The sequence below is a fragment of the Thermomonas mangrovi genome, from assembly GCF_028201335.1.
Taxonomy (GTDB): domain Bacteria; phylum Pseudomonadota; class Gammaproteobacteria; order Xanthomonadales; family Xanthomonadaceae; genus Thermomonas; species Thermomonas mangrovi.
Genome location: NZ_JAPEVV010000001.1, coordinates 730,155 through 745,778 on the forward strand (window position 1 = coordinate 730,155; position 15,624 = coordinate 745,778).

The window sequence follows — 15,624 nt, forward strand, 5'->3', positions numbered from 1 at the left end:
CGATGGAGTCGGCAGCCTAGGCCTCCCGCGATCGGCGCACATTGACTTGGGGCAAGGCGGCAACGCGCCGCGGTGGCCTGACAGACCGGCTTTCCGCGTGCTGACAGCGCATGACCCCGACCGCATCCACGCGCCTCGCCGGCGTCGTCCTCGTCGTGCTGCTGTCCCTGCTGGCGGTGTGGCGCTCCGCCATCGGCACCGCGCAGGACGGCTTCAGCATCGACGAGCCCTGGCACATCGTGGCCGGCACCAGCTACGCCCGCGGCGAGGGCTACCACCTCAATCCCGAGCATCCGCCGCTGGTGAAGCGCTGGGTCGGCGCATGGATGCCGGACAGCTTCAAGCTGCGCCCGCCACGGCCGCTGAAGGAGAAGGAAGAGGAGCGACGCTGGGTCCAGGAAACCATGTACCAGGACAACGTGCCGGCCGCGGCGCAGGCGGTGTCGCGCCCGGCGATGTGGACGCTCAACGGCCTGCTGCTGTGCGTGCTCGGCCTGCTGCTGTCGCGCGCCTTCGGGCTGGCATGGGCGGCGGGCACCCTCGCCTTCCTCGCCCTGGAGCCCACGGTCGCCGCGCACATGCCGGTGGTGATGACCGACCTGCCGCTGGGGCTGACGCTGGCCATCGCGGCACTGTGCACGGGCTTGCTGGCGACCACGTGGCGCTGGCGTTGGGCCGTGGCCACCGGCCTGGCGATGGGACTGGCGCTGACCGCCAAGCATTCGGCGCTCGCCGGCCTGGCCGGGCTTGCGCTGATGCTGGTGGCCGCCGCGGCATGGGGCCTGCGGACCTCCCCGCGCGAAGCCCTGCGCCGCACCGCGATGGGCGCGACCGCCGCGTTGCTCGCCCTGGTCGTGCTGTGGGGCGCCTACGACTTCCGATTCAAGGCCGATCCGGACGGGCGCGACCACTACAACCGCCCGATCGCGGAAAAGATCGGCGAGCTGCGGCTGCCGCACTGGCAGCAGTCGCTGGCGTTCGCCGATCGCCATGCCCTGCTGCCCGAGTCCTATCTCTGGGGCCTGGCCGATACCGTGCGCACCGGCGTCGAGGGACGCAGCGGCAGCCTGTTCCGGATCTGGGGCACGCTGTACGAAGGCACCCCGCCGTGGTTCTCCTGGCCGGCGATCGTCGCGTCCAAGCTGCCGCTGGCGCTGATGGCGCTGGCGCTGGCAGGACTGCTGGCCAGCGCACGCGCCGCCCGCGATGCCCGCCTGCGCTGGCCGTTGCTGGCGGTGGTGCTCGCCTGCGCGTTCCACATGGCCGCGCTGGTGGGATCCGGCGGGGTTTGGGGCGGCGTGCGGCACGCGCTGCCGGTGGTGCTCGGTCTGGCCATCGGCGCTGGTGCGGCGCTTGATTGGGCATGGCGATGCCGCTCGCGCGCCTGGCTGGCGCTGGTCGCGGTGCCGTACATCGCCGCCTTCGCGATGACCATCCGCGAACCCAGCGCGTGGGAGTACCACAACGAACTCGTCGGCGGCACGGCCGATGCCTACAAGTATTTCGACAACGAAGGCCTCGGGCTGGGCCAGCGTTATCCGCAACTGCGCGACTACTACCACCGGGTGATCGCACCTTCGGGCCTGCCGCTGTATTCGCGTTTCGCGCCTGAGGAAATCCTGCGCGCCGACCGCATCGTGTTCCGCCGACAGGTCGAGACCCTCGACGACACCAACGTCGAAGGTCGCCTGACCGGCTGGTTCGTCATGGGCATGGGCACCTTGCTGCCGGTGCCGCAGGCCGACTGGGACCCGAAGCGCGACCTCAAGGGTCGCGTGCTGGTCGCCCGCTTCGGACCAATGGGCGTCTGGAAAGGCACGCAGAACGATCCGCGCGGCCGCGCCGAAGCGATGGGCGGCCGCGTGTTCGACTACATCTACAAGGAAAACGGGCAGGACTGGGCGAAGGTGGCGTTGCGCCTGGAAGAAGCGCTGAAGGAACTGCCGATGGCGATCCCGGGCTACTTCGAGCTGGGCAATGCCTATCTGCGCCTGGGACGGCGGGAAGACGCCATCCGCGCCTACAACGGCATGTTCGTGCAGAAGCAGATGCCGATCGACCCCCTGGTCGCCAAGCAGGTGCACGCACAGATCGATGCGCTGGAAGCCGGCACCCCGCTGGCGCAGCTCAAGCCGCTGCGCAGTCCCTGGCTGGAGTGAACGCGGGAATGCCCGTCACGGACGGCGAGTGTCGATCTTGGGCGCCGCCACGCGTCGTACAGGCATTCGACGCGCGAGCCCTGCCATGAACGACGCCCCGCCCCGCCTGTACGCCCATCCGTTTTCGTCCTACTGCCAGAAGGTCCTGGTGGCGCTGTACGAGCACGGCACGCCATTCGAGTACCGCCACCTCGAGCACGACGGCAATGGCGCCGAACTGGCGGCGTTGTGGCCAATGAAGCGTTTCCCGGTGCTGGTCGACCACGGGCGCACCGTGCTGGAGGCCAGCTGCATCATCGAATACCTGCACCTGCACCATCCGGGGCCGACACCGCTGATTCCCGCGGACGCCGATGCCGCGCTCGACGTGCGCATGCTGGATCGGTTCTTCGACCAGTACATCGCCACGCCGCAGCAGAAGTTCGTGTTCGACGCGCTGCGGCCGGCCGAGGATCGCGACCCGTACGGCGTGCGCGAGGCGGCGGCGATGCTGGACACCGCCTACGCATGGCTGGAGGCGCACATGGAAGGCCGCACCTGGGCCGTCGGCGAGGCCTTCAGCCTGGCCGACTGCGGCGCCGCGCCGTTCCTGTTCTACGCCGACTGGACGCATCCGATCGATGCGCGCTTCGCGCGGGTGCATGCGTACCGGTCGCGCCTGCTCGCGCGGCCCTCGTTCCGGCGCGCGGTCGAGGAAGCCCGCCCGTACCGCCACTATTTCCCGCTGGGCGCGCCCGATCGCGATTAGCCGGCGTGGCTATTCGCCGAGTTCGGGATCCAGCAGCAGCAACGAAGCCGCGGCGGCCGCCACGTAGACGCGCTGGCCGGCATCCAGGCCATCGGCCAGGTGCACGCGGCCGGCGTTGACGACATCGACCACCGCGACGGTATCGTCCCCGAGGCCGACCCGATACGCGGTCGGCGTGCCCGCCGGCCAGCGCGAACCCGCGTAGCCGTGCAGGCTCTCGACCGCGTAGTGCCCGCCCCACGGCGCTTCCAGCGTGCCGGACATGCGGTGGCCCATCCGTCCCAGTTGCAGGCGCTGCGGCGACTCGCCGTCCATGCGCAGGCCGCAGTCGAGCATCGGGCCATCGAGCGCACCGACATCGACCTCCAGCCGGCGCGACGCCGAGCCGATCCCGACCCACGACGCACGTGCCAGGCATTGCACCTCGACGGGCGCCTCGCCGCGCGCGACCAGGGTGAAGGCGACCGGCTTGGTGGTGCGCTTGAGGTCGGCCACCGCGAACGGCAGCGTCCACGAGAACGTGGCGCCCTCGCGCATCTGCAACGCGCTGTAGGGACCGAAGCGCACCGGCTCGTTGAAGCGGCGCGGCGAATGCCCGCTGACCGGATAGGCGGTGGCGCGCGTGGCGAATCCCTCCGGCAACGCCGCCTGCAAGGTGCTGCACGAGGTCGTGGCCAAGGCCGCGGCGCACAGGCCGAGGGCGACGAGGGCGCGAACGGAGCGCGGGAACGCCTGGGTCATGCACGGAGTCCGTGGAAACGAGGCGTGAAGCCTAGCCGAGCGATGCCGCGTCCCGGCCCTGCCATCCGTCCCGTCCCGGCATCCCGTTCAGCCGGCGGTGGAAGATGACGGCGCCATCGCCGCATCCACCCGCGCCGGCAGCGCCGGCACCAGCAGGTCCTCGAGGAAGAACGCCGACAGCTCCGTGCGCCCCGCCAGCCCGGACTTCGCATACACCGCCGCCGACTGCGCCCGTACGGTCTTCTCCGCGGTGCCGCGCACGCGCGCGATGTCCTTCAGGCTCAGGCCCTTGAGCAGCAGGAAGGCGACCTCCTTTTCCGCCACCGACAGCTGCCACTGGTCGAGCTGCTGGTCGATCGAGCGCGCCAAGCCGTCGACGTGGCGACGCGCCTGTGCCTGCCACGCCGCCGCCTGCACCCGGAACGCGCTGAAATCGCGTGCCTGCGTGGCCAGCCGGCGGCGCATGCGCAGGCTGTCGCGCAGCAGGTAGGACGCGCCCGCCAGCGCCGCCAGCCCGGCGGCGATCTCCAGCACGACGTGCCAGCCCGAGGCGCCCTGCAACAGGTCGGTGCCGACGTCGAAGGCCACCAGCGTGGCGATCAACAGCAGGGTGCCGACCACCACGCCGCGTTCGTGCGGACCCAGCGGCCGGCCCGCCCCGCCTTGGCCGGCATCGCGATCAGTCGTCATCGTGCCCTTCGTCGCCGTCATCGTCGTGGTCCTCGCCTTCGGCGCCCGCGCCATGCGCCTCGCCGCCATCTTCGCCCAGGACCAACCGGGTGCCGAACAGGTCCAGGCTCCGGGTCGCGGGATCGTAGGCCCGCGCCAACCCGACGCCGGCGCTGGCCAGCACGCCCAGCATCAGCAGCGCCGCCACGCCGCGCGCGGGCACCGGGGCGACTTCGGCCGCCAGGTCGCGCTTGCGGCCGGTGACCATGCTGGCCGGCAGTCCGTCCCGGTGCCGCAGCGCGTGCAGCAGCAGGCCGGCCACGTGCAGCAGCGCGACCGCCAGGAACGTGTTGGCGACGAGTTCATGCGCCTCCTCCACCCACTCCGGCGCGACCCCGGCGGCCATCGCCAGCCCGCTGCCGGCCATGCCCAGGGCCATGCCCACCATCGCCAGCGCGGCCCAGCTCGACGCCGGGTTGTGCCCCGCCCAGCGGCGCCCACCGCCGGCGACCACGCCCTTGAGGTAGGCGGCCAGTTGGCGCGGATCCAGGCTGAGGTCGGACCAGCGCGCATGGCGGGTGCCGACCACGCCCCAGGCCACCCGCAGCAGCACCGCGACGCCCATCAACACCCCCGCGAGCATGTGCCAGGCGAAACGGGCCGAATCGTCGTCGACCAGGTTGGCGATGGCGTAGGCCGTGGCGAACAGGCCGGCGAAACTCCAGTGGAACACCCGCGTGGGCAGGTCGTAGACGCGCACCGTCGACATCGCAGTTCTCCGTGAGGGGGAACCGCAGGCTGCGTCGACGGGACGCGTCCGGCATCGGGCAAATGCCGCATCGAGGCCGCATCCGTGGTCCTTGCTGCATGCGTCGCATCCCGGCCGCGCCCCGCGACGAGCGCCGCGACACCATCCATGGCTGCCCAGGCGCATCCCGCGGGACCGGGCAAAGCGGGGATTCAGGGCGCGCTTCGCCCCTGGCAACGTGCGGCGAACGCCGCGATCCGCGCCACCGCCGCATCCGCGCTGGGCAGCTGGCCGGCATGCAGCTGGTACACATGCCAGCGGCCCTCCGCGACCTCCAGCGTGCTGTCGACTTCAGCCGCCTGCAGGGCCGCATGCAGCGCACGCGCCTGCACGCACAGCAACTCGTCGGTGCCGCATTGCACCAGCACCGGCGGCAGGCCGCGCAGGTCGGCCAGCAGCGGCGACACCCGCGGATCATCGACCGCTCCCGCCGAATAGTGCGCCGCGCAGGCCTGCATCCACGCCGTCGTCAACATGGCCTCGCCCGGTACCGGGGGCGGCTGCCGGGCGGCGCGGAGGTCCACCCAGGGCGACAGCAGGACAAGCCCGATGGGCGACGTCCTACCCCGCTCACGCAACTGCAGCGCCAATGCGAGCGCCAAGCCACCGCCGGCGGAATCGCCGGCCAGCAACACCGGCCCCTGCGCGGACAGCGCGTCGTACACCGCCAGCGCATCCTCCAGCGCCGCCGGGAACGGATGCTCGGGTGCGAGCCGGTAGTCGGGCACCACCACCGGCATGCCGGTGGCGCGCGCCAGCCACGCGGCCAGCGCGCGATGCGTGCGCGGCGACCCCACGCAATAGGCCCCGCCATGCAGGAACAGCAAGGTGCCGGCCGGGCGCGCGACGGCGGCGCGCTCTTCCCAGCGTTCGACTGCGACGCCCGCCTCGATCCCGTCGCGGCGTGCGATCCCGCGCGGCAAGCGGCCGATGCCCGAGAGGATGTCCAGCCAACGGCGCTGCCACCGCAGCGGCCAGCGCGGCGACAACGCCGGCTTGAGCAACAGGCGCAAGGTGTTGCGCAAGACGATCGCCATGAGGGTGTCGCCGAGGGGCATCGCACGGGTCCGGGCCGAAGGAGGCGCGAGCATAGGTCGCCGCCTCCATCCCGCAGCCGGGCCCCTCCATCGTCATGGGACGCACGCCCGGGATTCGGTGTCGGGGTGCCTTGGGTCGTGCCTCCCCGGGTGACGCGCAACCCCGATGCGGCGCGCCGGAGCCCGCCTCGACGCCGGCGTCAGTCGCGCAGCTTGGGGTCGCGCGCGGCGATCGTTGCCGCCGAACGCAGCGCCGCCGCGTACACCGTGCGGAAGCGCCCCGCCTCCTGCGCCGCGGCCTCCAGGCCCTGCAGGTAGGCCTCCATCAGGTCGCGGGCGTTGTAGTGGTGGCCCAGCGCGTCCATCGACCGCGCCACCGCATCGCGCAGGTGCCAGTCCACGTTCACCCCGCCCTCGGCCTGCCGGGCGAGGTCGACGATCGCCAGCACATGCGGCGTGACCAGTCCGACGACGGTGGCATTCATGGCGGCGTCCTGCGGTGCGGCGGGGGAACCCGAAGGATAACCGGCGCCCGCGCCGCAGACCGGCCAGCTGCTTCGCCACTGTCGATCCGCGCCATCCCCGACCGTCGTGCATGCACAAGGCCGCCGGAATCCCGGCGCCCGCCCGCCGACCAGGAGCATCGCCATGAGCCCGAAGAACACCATCTGCCTGTGGTTCGACAAGGACGTGCTGGACGCCGCCACGTTCTACGCCGCCACCTTCCCGGACAGCGCGGTCACGCGGGTGACCCGCGCGCCCGGCGACTACCCCTCGGGCCACGCGGGCGACGTGCTGACCGTCGAATTCAGCGTGCTCGGCATCCCCTGCCTCGGCCTGAATGGCGGTCCCGCGTTCCGCCACAGCGAGGCGTTCTCGTTCCAGGTCGCCACCGACGACCAGGCCGAGACCGACCGCTACTGGGACGCCATCGTCGGCAACGGCGGGCAGGAAAGCGACTGCGGCTGGTGCAAGGACCGCTGGGGCCTGAGCTGGCAGATCACCCCGCGCGTGCTCGGCGAGGCGATCAACAGCCCCGACCCCGCCGTGGCCAAGCGCGCCTTCGACGCGATGATGCGGATGCGCAAGATCGACGTCGCCGCGATCGAGGCGGCGGTGCGGGGATAAGCGCCTCGCCGACCAACCCATCCCCGGCTAGAGATCCAAGCCTTCGCGCACCTTGACGATGAAGGTCAAGGCGCCGCCATGGCGCAGCGCGCCCTTCTGCGCCCGAACGTAGAACGGGATGGTGCCGTTGCCGACCGTGGACCAGGTCTTCTGGACCAGGTGGTAGAGGCCCTCGCAACCGGGGATGTTCTCGATCTCGACCACGAAGAAGCCGGACAACTCGCCGAAGAAGTGCCCCATCTGCCACCACTTGAAGTTGGCCTTCTTCAGGCCGGTGACCGGTTGCCCATCGGCATCCCGCACGCGGACCACCAGCATCAGCCGGTCGTCGTCCTTCAGGATCGCGCCCTGCGCGGAGACATCCAGCGGGCCACTGGCCAGCGAGGGCCTGGGCGCCTTGCCGGCCGAGACATCGGGACGCCGGGTGGGCGTGGGCGCCACGCCCCCAACCTTCTTCTTCGCCATGGGACGCTCCTCGTGGTGGGTTCCCCCTTGGGAACGCGGAGGCGCCCGGAAACGGGACGCGCCACCAGGACGACACACTGGGCGCGACGATCTCCGCGCCATGGTCGAAGCCGGGACACATCGCTTCACCCACGTGCGGCCGGCGCATCGGCCGGCGAGGTCCGCATCAGTCGTCGAACCGAGGCCCGGCCAGCTGATCGGCCCGTTGTGCGGCTCAGGGCTTGCCGAGCACCGCGAGCGCGGCGTAGGTCATCGCCTCGACACCGGCCTTGATCGAGGCTTCGGCGTCGATCCGGAACAGCGGCGAATGCGAATCCGCCCAGTCGCCGGAGGCGAGGCGCTCGGGCGGGGTGCCGCCGACCTCGAAATACACGCTCGGGATCGGCGGCTCGATGCCGACCAGGTCCGGGAAGTCCTCCGCGCCCATGTCGGTCTGCCGCCACGGCACGAAGGCGTCCTCGCCCATCCCGGCCTGCATCGCCGCGCGCACGCGCCGCGCCAGCGCCGCGTCGTTGGTGGTGGTCGGGGCGCCATCGTCGTGCACGCGCACGATCGGAAGCAGGTCTTCGGCCACGCCGGCCGCGCGGGCAGTGTTCAACGCCACCCGTTCGATGCTCTCCAGCAACTGCGCGCGGGTGGCCTCGGTGTTGGCGCGCACGGTGATGTCCAGGCGCGCTTCGTCCGCGATCACGTTCGGCGCGGTGCCGCCGCGGAACGCGCCGACGGTGATCAGCGCGGGCTCGATCGGCGAGACCTCGCGGGTCACGATGGCCTGCAGGGCCAGCACGATCTGGCTGCCGATCACCACCGGGTCGTTGCCGAGGTGCGGCGAGGCGCCGTGGGTGGCCTTGCCGCGCACGGTGATGGTCACGGTGTCGGCGCTGGAATACATCAGGCCGTCGCTGAAGGCGATCTTGCCCGCCGGGTACTTGGGGATGACGTGCAGGGCCAGTGCGGCGTCGGGGCGGCCGAAGCGCCGGTACAGGCCATCGGCGACCATGCCCTTGGCGCCGCCGCCGTTCTCCTCGGCCGGCTGGCCGACCAGCATCAGGGTGCCGCGCCAGTCGGACTTCATCGCCACCAGCCGGCGCGCCACGCCGACCAGGCTGGTCATGTGCATGTCGTGGCCGCAGGCATGCATCACCGGCATCTCCTCACCCTCCAGGTTCACCTGGCGACGGGTCGACGCGTACGGCAGGCCGCTCTTCTCGACCACCGGCAGCGCGTCCATGTCGGCGCGCACCAGCAGGGTCGGGCCCGCGCCGTTGCGCAGGATCGCGACCACCCCGGTCTTGCCCACGCCGGTGGTCACCTCGAAGCCCAGGTCGCGCAATTCCCGGGCCAGCCGCTGGCTGGTCTCGACCTCCTGCAGCGACAGCTCCGGGTTGGCGTGGAAATGGCGGAACAGCGCCTCCAGGTGCGGGTAATCCGCGGCCACCGCCTGCTTCACCTCGCCGGCCATGGCGCTGGCGAACGGCGCCAGCCCCAGGCAGCACCACAACGACAGCCGAACGCCTGCGCGCATTTCGTTCCCCCGGTTGCATCGCGTCGATGCCGCGCCTCGTGCCCGACTAGCGCGCGGCAGTCCCCGCAGCCACGTTAGCAAACGCAGGCGCGCCGGTGCCGCTTGCTCCGGCGTCGACAGGCCGTCGGGAGGCGCCGACGCATCGCTGAAGCGGCTCGTCTGCACCCCCAAGCGCCCCAAGCCGTGTGTGTGGCGCCCTCGCCCATCACGGCGCCGCTGGCCCTGATCGGGGCAGACCCGTGTTCGTGTCCACCCCGAAACCCTCGCCTGCGTGGACAATGGCCACATGCGAACCTTCGTCTTGCGGGCCCGGGCGGCGCCCACCGACAGCCAGGCACTGCTGGCCCAAATCGGCAAGGATGCCCACGCCGAAATCCTGGCGCACACGCTCATGAACGCCCTGTTCGTGGCGCAATCGCACCGCGCGGGCGTCACCGTCTACCTGGTGCTGGAAAGCACCCGCGACTACTCGCGCACGATCCGCTTCGAGATCGACGCCATGCGCGACATCGGCGGCTTCGACGAACGCGCGCTGCTGGGCAAGGTGGCGAAGGCACTGGATGCGTCGCGCGGCATGGGCAAGGACGAGGCGCGCCCGGTCGAGCCCGGGGTGACGGTGCGCACGACCAGCTTCGAGCGGCTGGTACAGGAGCTGGCCGACGACCACCAGTTGTTCGTGATGGACCGGAAGGGCACCCCGATCCGCGAGCAGGCGTTCGCCGGCCGTCCCTGCTTCCTGCTGACCGACCACATCCCGATGCCGAAGAAGATCCTGCCCAGCCTGGAACGCCTGGGCGCGCGCAAGCTCTCGCTCGGCGGGACGATGCTGTTCGCGTCGCAATGCGTGGTGCTGATCCACCACGAGCTGGACCAGCGGGCGTGACGCGCAGCGCTCGCGAGGCCGACGCCCGTGGCGCGGGCAGCGGCGCCTTCGTCGTTGCTGCATGTCCCCGCGCCATTCATGCTCCTGCGCTGGCTGATGTGCGTGCGTCCGACCCCGGCGTGACTTGCTAACCTCGACCCCGTCCCCGGGAACGCGATGCCGCCATGACCAGCTTCGAATTCGTGTTCGGCATGATCTCGGTGATCACCTCGCTGGCGCTGACGCGCCTGTTGAGCGGCTGCGTGGGCCTGTATCGGCATGCGGAGCGCGTGCGCTTCTCGTGGCGGCACGGGTGCTGGACGGCGATGGCCTTCCTGTTGCTGCTGGGCAACTGGGCCTCGTTCTGGCGCATGCGCGACATCCAGTCCTGGCAGGCGCTGGACGTCCTGATCCCGCTCGCGTTCGTCAGCGTGCTGTACGCCTTCTGCGACATGGTGGTGCCGGAAGAGCCGGAACCCGGCGTCGTGCTCGACCTGCGCACCTACCACGCGGTGCAGGGCCGCCGGTACAAGCTGCTGCAACTGGTGTTCGCGGTGATGGCGACCCTGGTCGTCGCGCGGTCGAGCAGCAGCGTCGGCGACTGGCTCGCCAATGCGGTGTTCGCCCTGGTCGCGGCCGCCTGCAGCGTGGTCGCCCTGCGCACCCGGCGCGTCTGGCTGGACACGGCGGCGGCGGTGGTCCTGCTGGCGATGGCGCCGGTGTTCCTGTGGATGCACCTGCAGGCCTTGGCGGGATAGCCACGGAAGACCCGCGTCAGGCGCCACTTCTGGCGCCGGCCAACGCCGCCCGCCTGCCCCCTGGACAAGCCGACGCTGCCCCCTGCTTCCTCGTGGGCGCGCCGCGGCCGGGCAAGGTTTATGCTTGCCCGCGATGAACGGGTCCTCACCGCAGAGGTCATCCCCGCCGGGCGGCCGGCGACACGCGCGCGCGGACAACCACAGGGGTTGGCAGGCCGCCGTGGCGCGTGTGCGCGAAGACCCGCAACTCGGCCTGGTCAGCTTCTTCGCCGCACTGATCGCGCTGATCGTGCTGTCGTTCTCGATCTATCGCTTTGCGCAGGGCCAGGTCGGCGTTGGCATCATCGACACGGTGATCGTGGTCGCGGTGTCCGCGGTCGGCATCGGCGCGTGGCTCCCCGGACAGACCGAGCGCGCCGGGGTCCTGATGGCGGTCGTGACCACGACCGGTTGCCTGGTGGTGTCCCTCTTGTTCGCGCGCCACGGCCTGCTGTGGTCGTACGCGGTGCTGACCACCAATTTCCTGATGACCAGCCGACGCATCGCGATCATCGCCAACCTGATCGTGCTCGCCATCCTCGGCAGCCATTCCGAAGTGTTCGCGAACCACATCGAACGCGTGGTGTTCCTCAGCAGCGGCTTGCTGGTGACCTTGTGCGCCTTCATCTTCTCGCTGCAATCGACCCGCCAGCGCCAGGCGCTGGAGCACATGGCGATCCATGACCCGCTGACGCAGGCGTTGAACCGGCGCGCGTTCGACATCGACCTGGCCACCACCCTGCAGGCCCACCAGGCCAGCCAGTCGCCATGCACGCTGGCGATCATCGACATGGACCACTTCAAGTCGGTCAACGACACCTTCGGCCACGAGGTCGGCGACGAGTTGCTCATCGAGATGGTGCGCACCTTGCGCAGCCACCAGCGCCAGCAGGACCGTCTCTATCGCTTCGGCGGCGAGGAATTCATCCTGCTGATGCCGGACACCCATGCGCTCGGCGTCCAGCGCGCGCTGGATGGCTTGCGCGAGAAGATCTTCCAGACCCTCAGGCGACCGGACGGCGAGCCGGTGTCGGTGTCGATCGGCGCAGCCACCCTGGCGCCCGGCGAGCGTGGCGCCTTCTGGCTCACCCGCGCCGATGCCGCCCTGTACCGGGCCAAGCACGGCGGCCGCAACCGGGTCATGATGGCGGACCAGTTCGAGCAACCCGCGCACTCGGCCGCCGACCGGCGCGGCGCCCTGCACGACTGAGGCAAGGAGGCGGGAATGCGACGCCAGCGACACGCCCTGGAAGCCCTGGCCAGCCGCAGGCGTCGTCCCTGACGCCTTTTCCCCCCTGTTAATCTGGGCCCACGTCCCAAGCAACGGACCGTAGCCGATGCCGACCACGCCAGTGTCAAGCGACGCCGAGCCGGGCCTCGATGCGATGCCATCGGATGGCCAACGCTTCACGCGGGCCCTCATGGCGCTCACCCGCGCGATCTGGCATCCCGATTGCAGCTTCGACAGTGCACTGGCGCTGATCTGCGAAACCGCGGCCGATGCGCTGCGCGTCGAGCGCGTCAACGTGTGGCACTACGACCGCGGCGCGCAGCGCCTGCGCTGCATCCATGCCTATTCGGCCAGTACGCGCGCGCATGCCGGCGCCGACACGCTGGAAACGCTATCCCTCGAAGGCGACGACTACGTCAACGGATTCGAAGGCGTCCGCGCCCTCGACGCCGCCGACGTCCGCCTGCATCCGAGCACGGCGAGTTCGCTCAGCGAGTTGCGAAGCTACCTCGAACGCCACCGCATCCATGCCTTGCTCGACGCCCCGGTCCGCGTGGAAGGCGAGCTGCTGGGCGTCATCTGCCACGAATGCACGGCAGGTCCCCGCATCTGGTCGCACGACGAGATCACCTTCGCCGGCAGCATGGGCGATTTCGTGGCGATGGCGTACGAGATCGTGCGCCGGCGTCGTGCGGAGAAGGAAGTGCAGCACCTGTTGCTGCACGACGCGACCACCGGCCTGCCCAACCGCGATTACCTGGTGGAGCTGCTCCGCCAGCGCCTGGCGGCGCCGCGCGCGGCAGGCGACGTGCTGGCCGTCGTGCACGTGCGCATCGATCCATCGGGCGGCGTCGCCTTGCCGGACGATGCCCCGACGGCGGACGAGGTGATGGGCCAGGTCGCCCTGCGCCTGCGCCAGCTCAGCAGCAACCTGACCCACCTGGCACGCGTGCGCGCCGACGGATTCGCCTTCGTGCTGGAGGGCAATACGGCGCAGCGCAACGCCGTGCGGCTGGCCGAACGCTGCATCGCCGCGGTGCGTGGCCTGCAGTGGGACCTCAAGGACCTGCTGCCGGGCGCCACCGTCGGCATCGCCTACGCAGGCGCGGCCGCCGACCGTGGTGCGCGCGTGCTGATGCGACAGGCGGAGTCCGCGGCGGAGCGGGCCCGCGAGCACGACAAGTTCGGCTACCAGGTCTTCGACCTCGAGCACCACCAGGCCCTCCTCGACCGCCTGCGCCTGGAGCGCGCGCTGCGCGATGCGCCGGCCCATGGCGAATTCGAGCTGCACTACCAGCCGGAATACGACGCCACGACGCACACCTGGGTCGCCGCGGAGGCGCTGCTGCGCTGGCGCCACCAAGGGCGCCTGCGGGCCGCCGCCGAGTTCATCGAAGTCCTGGAGTCCTCCGGCCAGATCCTGTCGCTGGGGCGCTGGGTCCTGCATCAAGCCTGCGCGGATGCCGCGCGATGGCCGAGCTCCCCGAACCGACATGCACGGACGGTGCGCGTCAATGTCTCGGCGCGCCAGTTCGAGGATGCGGCGCTGGCCACCGACGTGGGCGATGCGCTCGCGGCGTCCGGCCTGGCGCCGGCACGGCTGTGCCTGGAGATCACCGAAACCACATTGATGCGCAACCTCGACCACGCCCTCGGCGTGCTGCAGCAACTCAAGGCCGTCGGCGTGCAGGTGGCCCTGGATGATTTCGGTACCGGCTACGGCTCGCTGGTCTACCTGAAGCGCCTCCCGGTGGACGTGATCAAGATCGATCGCAGTTTCGTCGACGGCCTTCCGGGCACCCCTGCGGACATCGCCATCGTCAAGGCGGTGTTTGGGCTCGCCGAATCACTGGGCCTGGAGGTGGTGGCGGAAGGCGTGGAGCGCGCCGCCCAGCATCGGGCCTTGCAGGCCATCGGCGTGCAGCGGATGCAGGGCTGGCTGTTCGCGAAGGCGATGGACCAGGCGAGCCTCTGCGGGTTGCTGGGCCAGAATTGAAATGGTGGCAGGGACACTTTTTTCATCCGACATGACCCATCGTCCGCTGCGCCTTGCGGCCTGCCTCAGCGTCCTGCTGCTTGTCGCCTGCGGCGGCCCGCCGCCCTACACCGGCGGCAACGTGGCCGAGTTGCAGCGCATCGATGTCAAGGTGGGAACGGGCGAGGCCGCGATCGCCGGGGACGAAATCAGCGTGCACTACACGGGCTGGCTCTACGAGCAGACGACGCCCGACAAGCGCGGCCTGAAGTTCGACAGCTCCCGCGACCGCGGCGAACCGCTGGTGTTCCGCCTCGGCACCGGCCGCGTCATCCGCGGCTGGGACGACGGCATCGAAGGCATGCAGCGCGGCGGCAAGCGGGAACTGCGGATCCCTGCGAACCTCGCTTACGGCGCACGCGGTGCCGGCAAGGTGATTCCGCCCGGGGCATCCCTGGTGTTCGAGGTCGAGCTGCTGGATATCCGCAAATAGCATCGAGCGAAAACCCGGGTCAGAGTCGACTTTTCCGACACCGGAGCGCGGCGCTGACTGATTCTGGCTGCACTTGCGGCGGATCAACCTGTGGCCACCAAGCGCACAGGCCACCAGATGCCACGCCCACTCCGCATCGACCTCCCCGGCATCCCGCAGCATGTCGTCCAGCGCGGCAACGACCGACAGCCTTGCTTCTTCGATGATGCCGATTACCTCTGCTACCGCAGCGAACTCGGCGAGATCGCGCGACGGGAAGGTTGCGCCGTTCACGCCTACGTGTTGATGACGAACCATGTGCATCTCTTGCTGACGCCATCGCGGCCGGGCGCCGTCGGGAAGGCGATGCAATCGCTCGGACGACGTTACGTCCGCTACATCAATGCGACCCATGGCCGAACGGGTACGCTCTGGGAAGGCCGTTACAAGGCGAGCCTGGTGGGCGACGGCGACTACCTGATGCAATGCCATCGCTACATCGAACTGAACCCGTTGCGTGCGGCGATGGTCGTCGACCCGCGCGACTATCGCTGGTCCAGCCACCACGCATTGGCGTTCGGCGACGCTGATCCGTTGGTCACGCCGCATTCCGGCTATCTCGCACTCGGCGCCAGCCATGTCGAACGACAACAGCGGTATCGCGCCATGGTGATGGACACCGTCAACCCAGAGGACATCGAGGCGATCCGCCTGCACCTGAGCCGGCAGCATGCCTATGGCTCGGATCGATTCCGGCAGGCGATCGAAGCGCAGCTCGGCCGCAGCGTCGGCCCGCAAAAGATCGGGCGGCCAAGGAGGGAAAACAGGGGTCAGAGTCGACTTTCAACACCGGCCAACCTCAACCTGCCTGACCTCTGAAAAAGTCGACTCTGAAAACTCATATCGCCGCCTCCTGGCGATGGCGGTACGTTCGTGGTTCCTACACAACGAGCGTGCGCCACGCACCAGGAGACGACGATGGCACTGTATGCCGCATGCGACCTTCA

The 15,624-nt window shown here is 70.2% G+C and carries 16 protein-coding genes; 9 read left to right on the forward strand and 7 right to left on the reverse strand.

What is annotated here, in order from left to right:
• Positions 1 to 110: 110 nt before the first annotated feature.
• A complete protein-coding gene (locus tag ON759_RS03610) occupies positions 111 to 2,159 on the forward strand; it encodes a phospholipid carrier-dependent glycosyltransferase (protein WP_271678975.1) in 2,049 nt (682 codons plus the stop codon).
• 85 nt (positions 2,160 to 2,244) lie between these two features.
• On the forward strand, positions 2,245 to 2,907 hold the full coding sequence (locus ON759_RS03615) for a glutathione S-transferase family protein (protein ID WP_271678976.1): 663 nt from the start codon (positions 2,245 to 2,247) through the stop codon (positions 2,905 to 2,907).
• A 9-nt stretch (positions 2,908 to 2,916) separates the two neighbouring features.
• On the opposite strand, the gene ON759_RS03620 is transcribed toward ON759_RS03615, so the two are convergent.
• The 5 genes from ON759_RS03620 to ON759_RS03640 form a co-directional block, all read right to left on the reverse strand.
• Positions 2,917 to 3,648: a hypothetical protein gene (locus ON759_RS03620; RefSeq protein ID WP_271678977.1), complete on the reverse strand. Its 732-nt coding sequence runs from the start codon at positions 3,646 to 3,648 to the stop codon at positions 2,917 to 2,919.
• A gap of 87 nt (positions 3,649 to 3,735) precedes the next feature.
• Positions 3,736 to 4,338, reverse strand: a complete 603-nt coding sequence (locus ON759_RS03625; RefSeq protein WP_271678978.1) for a helix-turn-helix transcriptional regulator — start codon at positions 4,336 to 4,338, stop codon at positions 3,736 to 3,738.
• Positions 4,328 to 5,086 (reverse strand): cytochrome b/b6 domain-containing protein, encoded by a 759-nt coding sequence (locus tag ON759_RS03630; protein ID WP_271678979.1) that lies wholly within the window; start codon positions 5,084 to 5,086, stop codon positions 4,328 to 4,330. The genes ON759_RS03625 and ON759_RS03630 overlap by 11 nt, the downstream gene beginning before the upstream one ends.
• A gap of 191 nt (positions 5,087 to 5,277) precedes the next feature.
• The gene (locus ON759_RS03635; protein ID WP_271678980.1) at positions 5,278 to 6,183 is read right to left on the reverse strand and encodes an alpha/beta hydrolase; all 906 of its coding nucleotides are present in this window, start codon (positions 6,181 to 6,183) and stop codon (positions 5,278 to 5,280) included.
• A gap of 179 nt (positions 6,184 to 6,362) precedes the next feature.
• Positions 6,363 to 6,647 (reverse strand): hypothetical protein, encoded by a 285-nt coding sequence (locus ON759_RS03640; protein ID WP_271678981.1) that lies wholly within the window; start codon positions 6,645 to 6,647, stop codon positions 6,363 to 6,365.
• Between the two features lie 163 nt (positions 6,648 to 6,810).
• Here ON759_RS03640 and ON759_RS03645 point away from each other — a divergent pair, with 163 nt between their 5' ends.
• Positions 6,811 to 7,290, forward strand: a complete 480-nt coding sequence (locus ON759_RS03645) for a VOC family protein (RefSeq protein ID WP_271678982.1) — start codon at positions 6,811 to 6,813, stop codon at positions 7,288 to 7,290.
• A 27-nt stretch (positions 7,291 to 7,317) separates the two neighbouring features.
• Here ON759_RS03645 and ON759_RS03650 read toward each other — a convergent pair whose 3' ends face one another.
• Together ON759_RS03650 and ON759_RS03655 are read right to left on the reverse strand one after the other, a co-directional pair.
• Positions 7,318 to 7,755: a hypothetical protein gene (locus ON759_RS03650; RefSeq protein WP_271678983.1), complete on the reverse strand. Its 438-nt coding sequence runs from the start codon at positions 7,753 to 7,755 to the stop codon at positions 7,318 to 7,320.
• Between the two features lie 214 nt (positions 7,756 to 7,969).
• The gene (locus ON759_RS03655) at positions 7,970 to 9,280 is read right to left on the reverse strand and encodes a M20 metallopeptidase family protein (RefSeq protein WP_271678984.1); all 1,311 of its coding nucleotides are present in this window, start codon (positions 9,278 to 9,280) and stop codon (positions 7,970 to 7,972) included.
• A 286-nt stretch (positions 9,281 to 9,566) separates the two neighbouring features.
• Here ON759_RS03655 and trmY point away from each other — a divergent pair, with 286 nt between their 5' ends.
• The 6 genes from trmY (at position 9,567) to ON759_RS03685 (ending at position 15,496) form a co-directional block, all read left to right on the forward strand.
• Positions 9,567 to 10,163 carry a tRNA (pseudouridine(54)-N(1))-methyltransferase TrmY gene (trmY, locus tag ON759_RS03660; RefSeq protein WP_271678985.1) on the forward strand — a complete coding sequence of 199 codons (597 nt, stop codon included), beginning with the start codon at positions 9,567 to 9,569 and terminating at the stop codon, positions 10,161 to 10,163.
• 164 nt (positions 10,164 to 10,327) lie between these two features.
• Positions 10,328 to 10,900: a hypothetical protein gene (locus tag ON759_RS03665; protein WP_271678986.1), complete on the forward strand. Its 573-nt coding sequence runs from the start codon at positions 10,328 to 10,330 to the stop codon at positions 10,898 to 10,900.
• A gap of 220 nt (positions 10,901 to 11,120) precedes the next feature.
• Positions 11,121 to 12,149, forward strand: a complete 1,029-nt coding sequence (locus tag ON759_RS13935; protein ID WP_271678987.1) for a GGDEF domain-containing protein — start codon at positions 11,121 to 11,123, stop codon at positions 12,147 to 12,149.
• Between the two features lie 211 nt (positions 12,150 to 12,360).
• Positions 12,361 to 14,166: a putative bifunctional diguanylate cyclase/phosphodiesterase gene (locus tag ON759_RS03675; RefSeq protein WP_271678988.1), complete on the forward strand. Its 1,806-nt coding sequence runs from the start codon at positions 12,361 to 12,363 to the stop codon at positions 14,164 to 14,166.
• A gap of 46 nt (positions 14,167 to 14,212) precedes the next feature.
• Positions 14,213 to 14,638, forward strand: a complete 426-nt coding sequence (locus ON759_RS03680) for an FKBP-type peptidyl-prolyl cis-trans isomerase (protein WP_425608439.1) — start codon at positions 14,213 to 14,215, stop codon at positions 14,636 to 14,638.
• A gap of 90 nt (positions 14,639 to 14,728) precedes the next feature.
• Positions 14,729 to 15,496, forward strand: a complete 768-nt coding sequence (locus tag ON759_RS03685; protein WP_271678990.1) for a transposase — start codon at positions 14,729 to 14,731, stop codon at positions 15,494 to 15,496.
• The last annotated feature ends 128 nt before the right edge of the window (positions 15,497 to 15,624 follow it).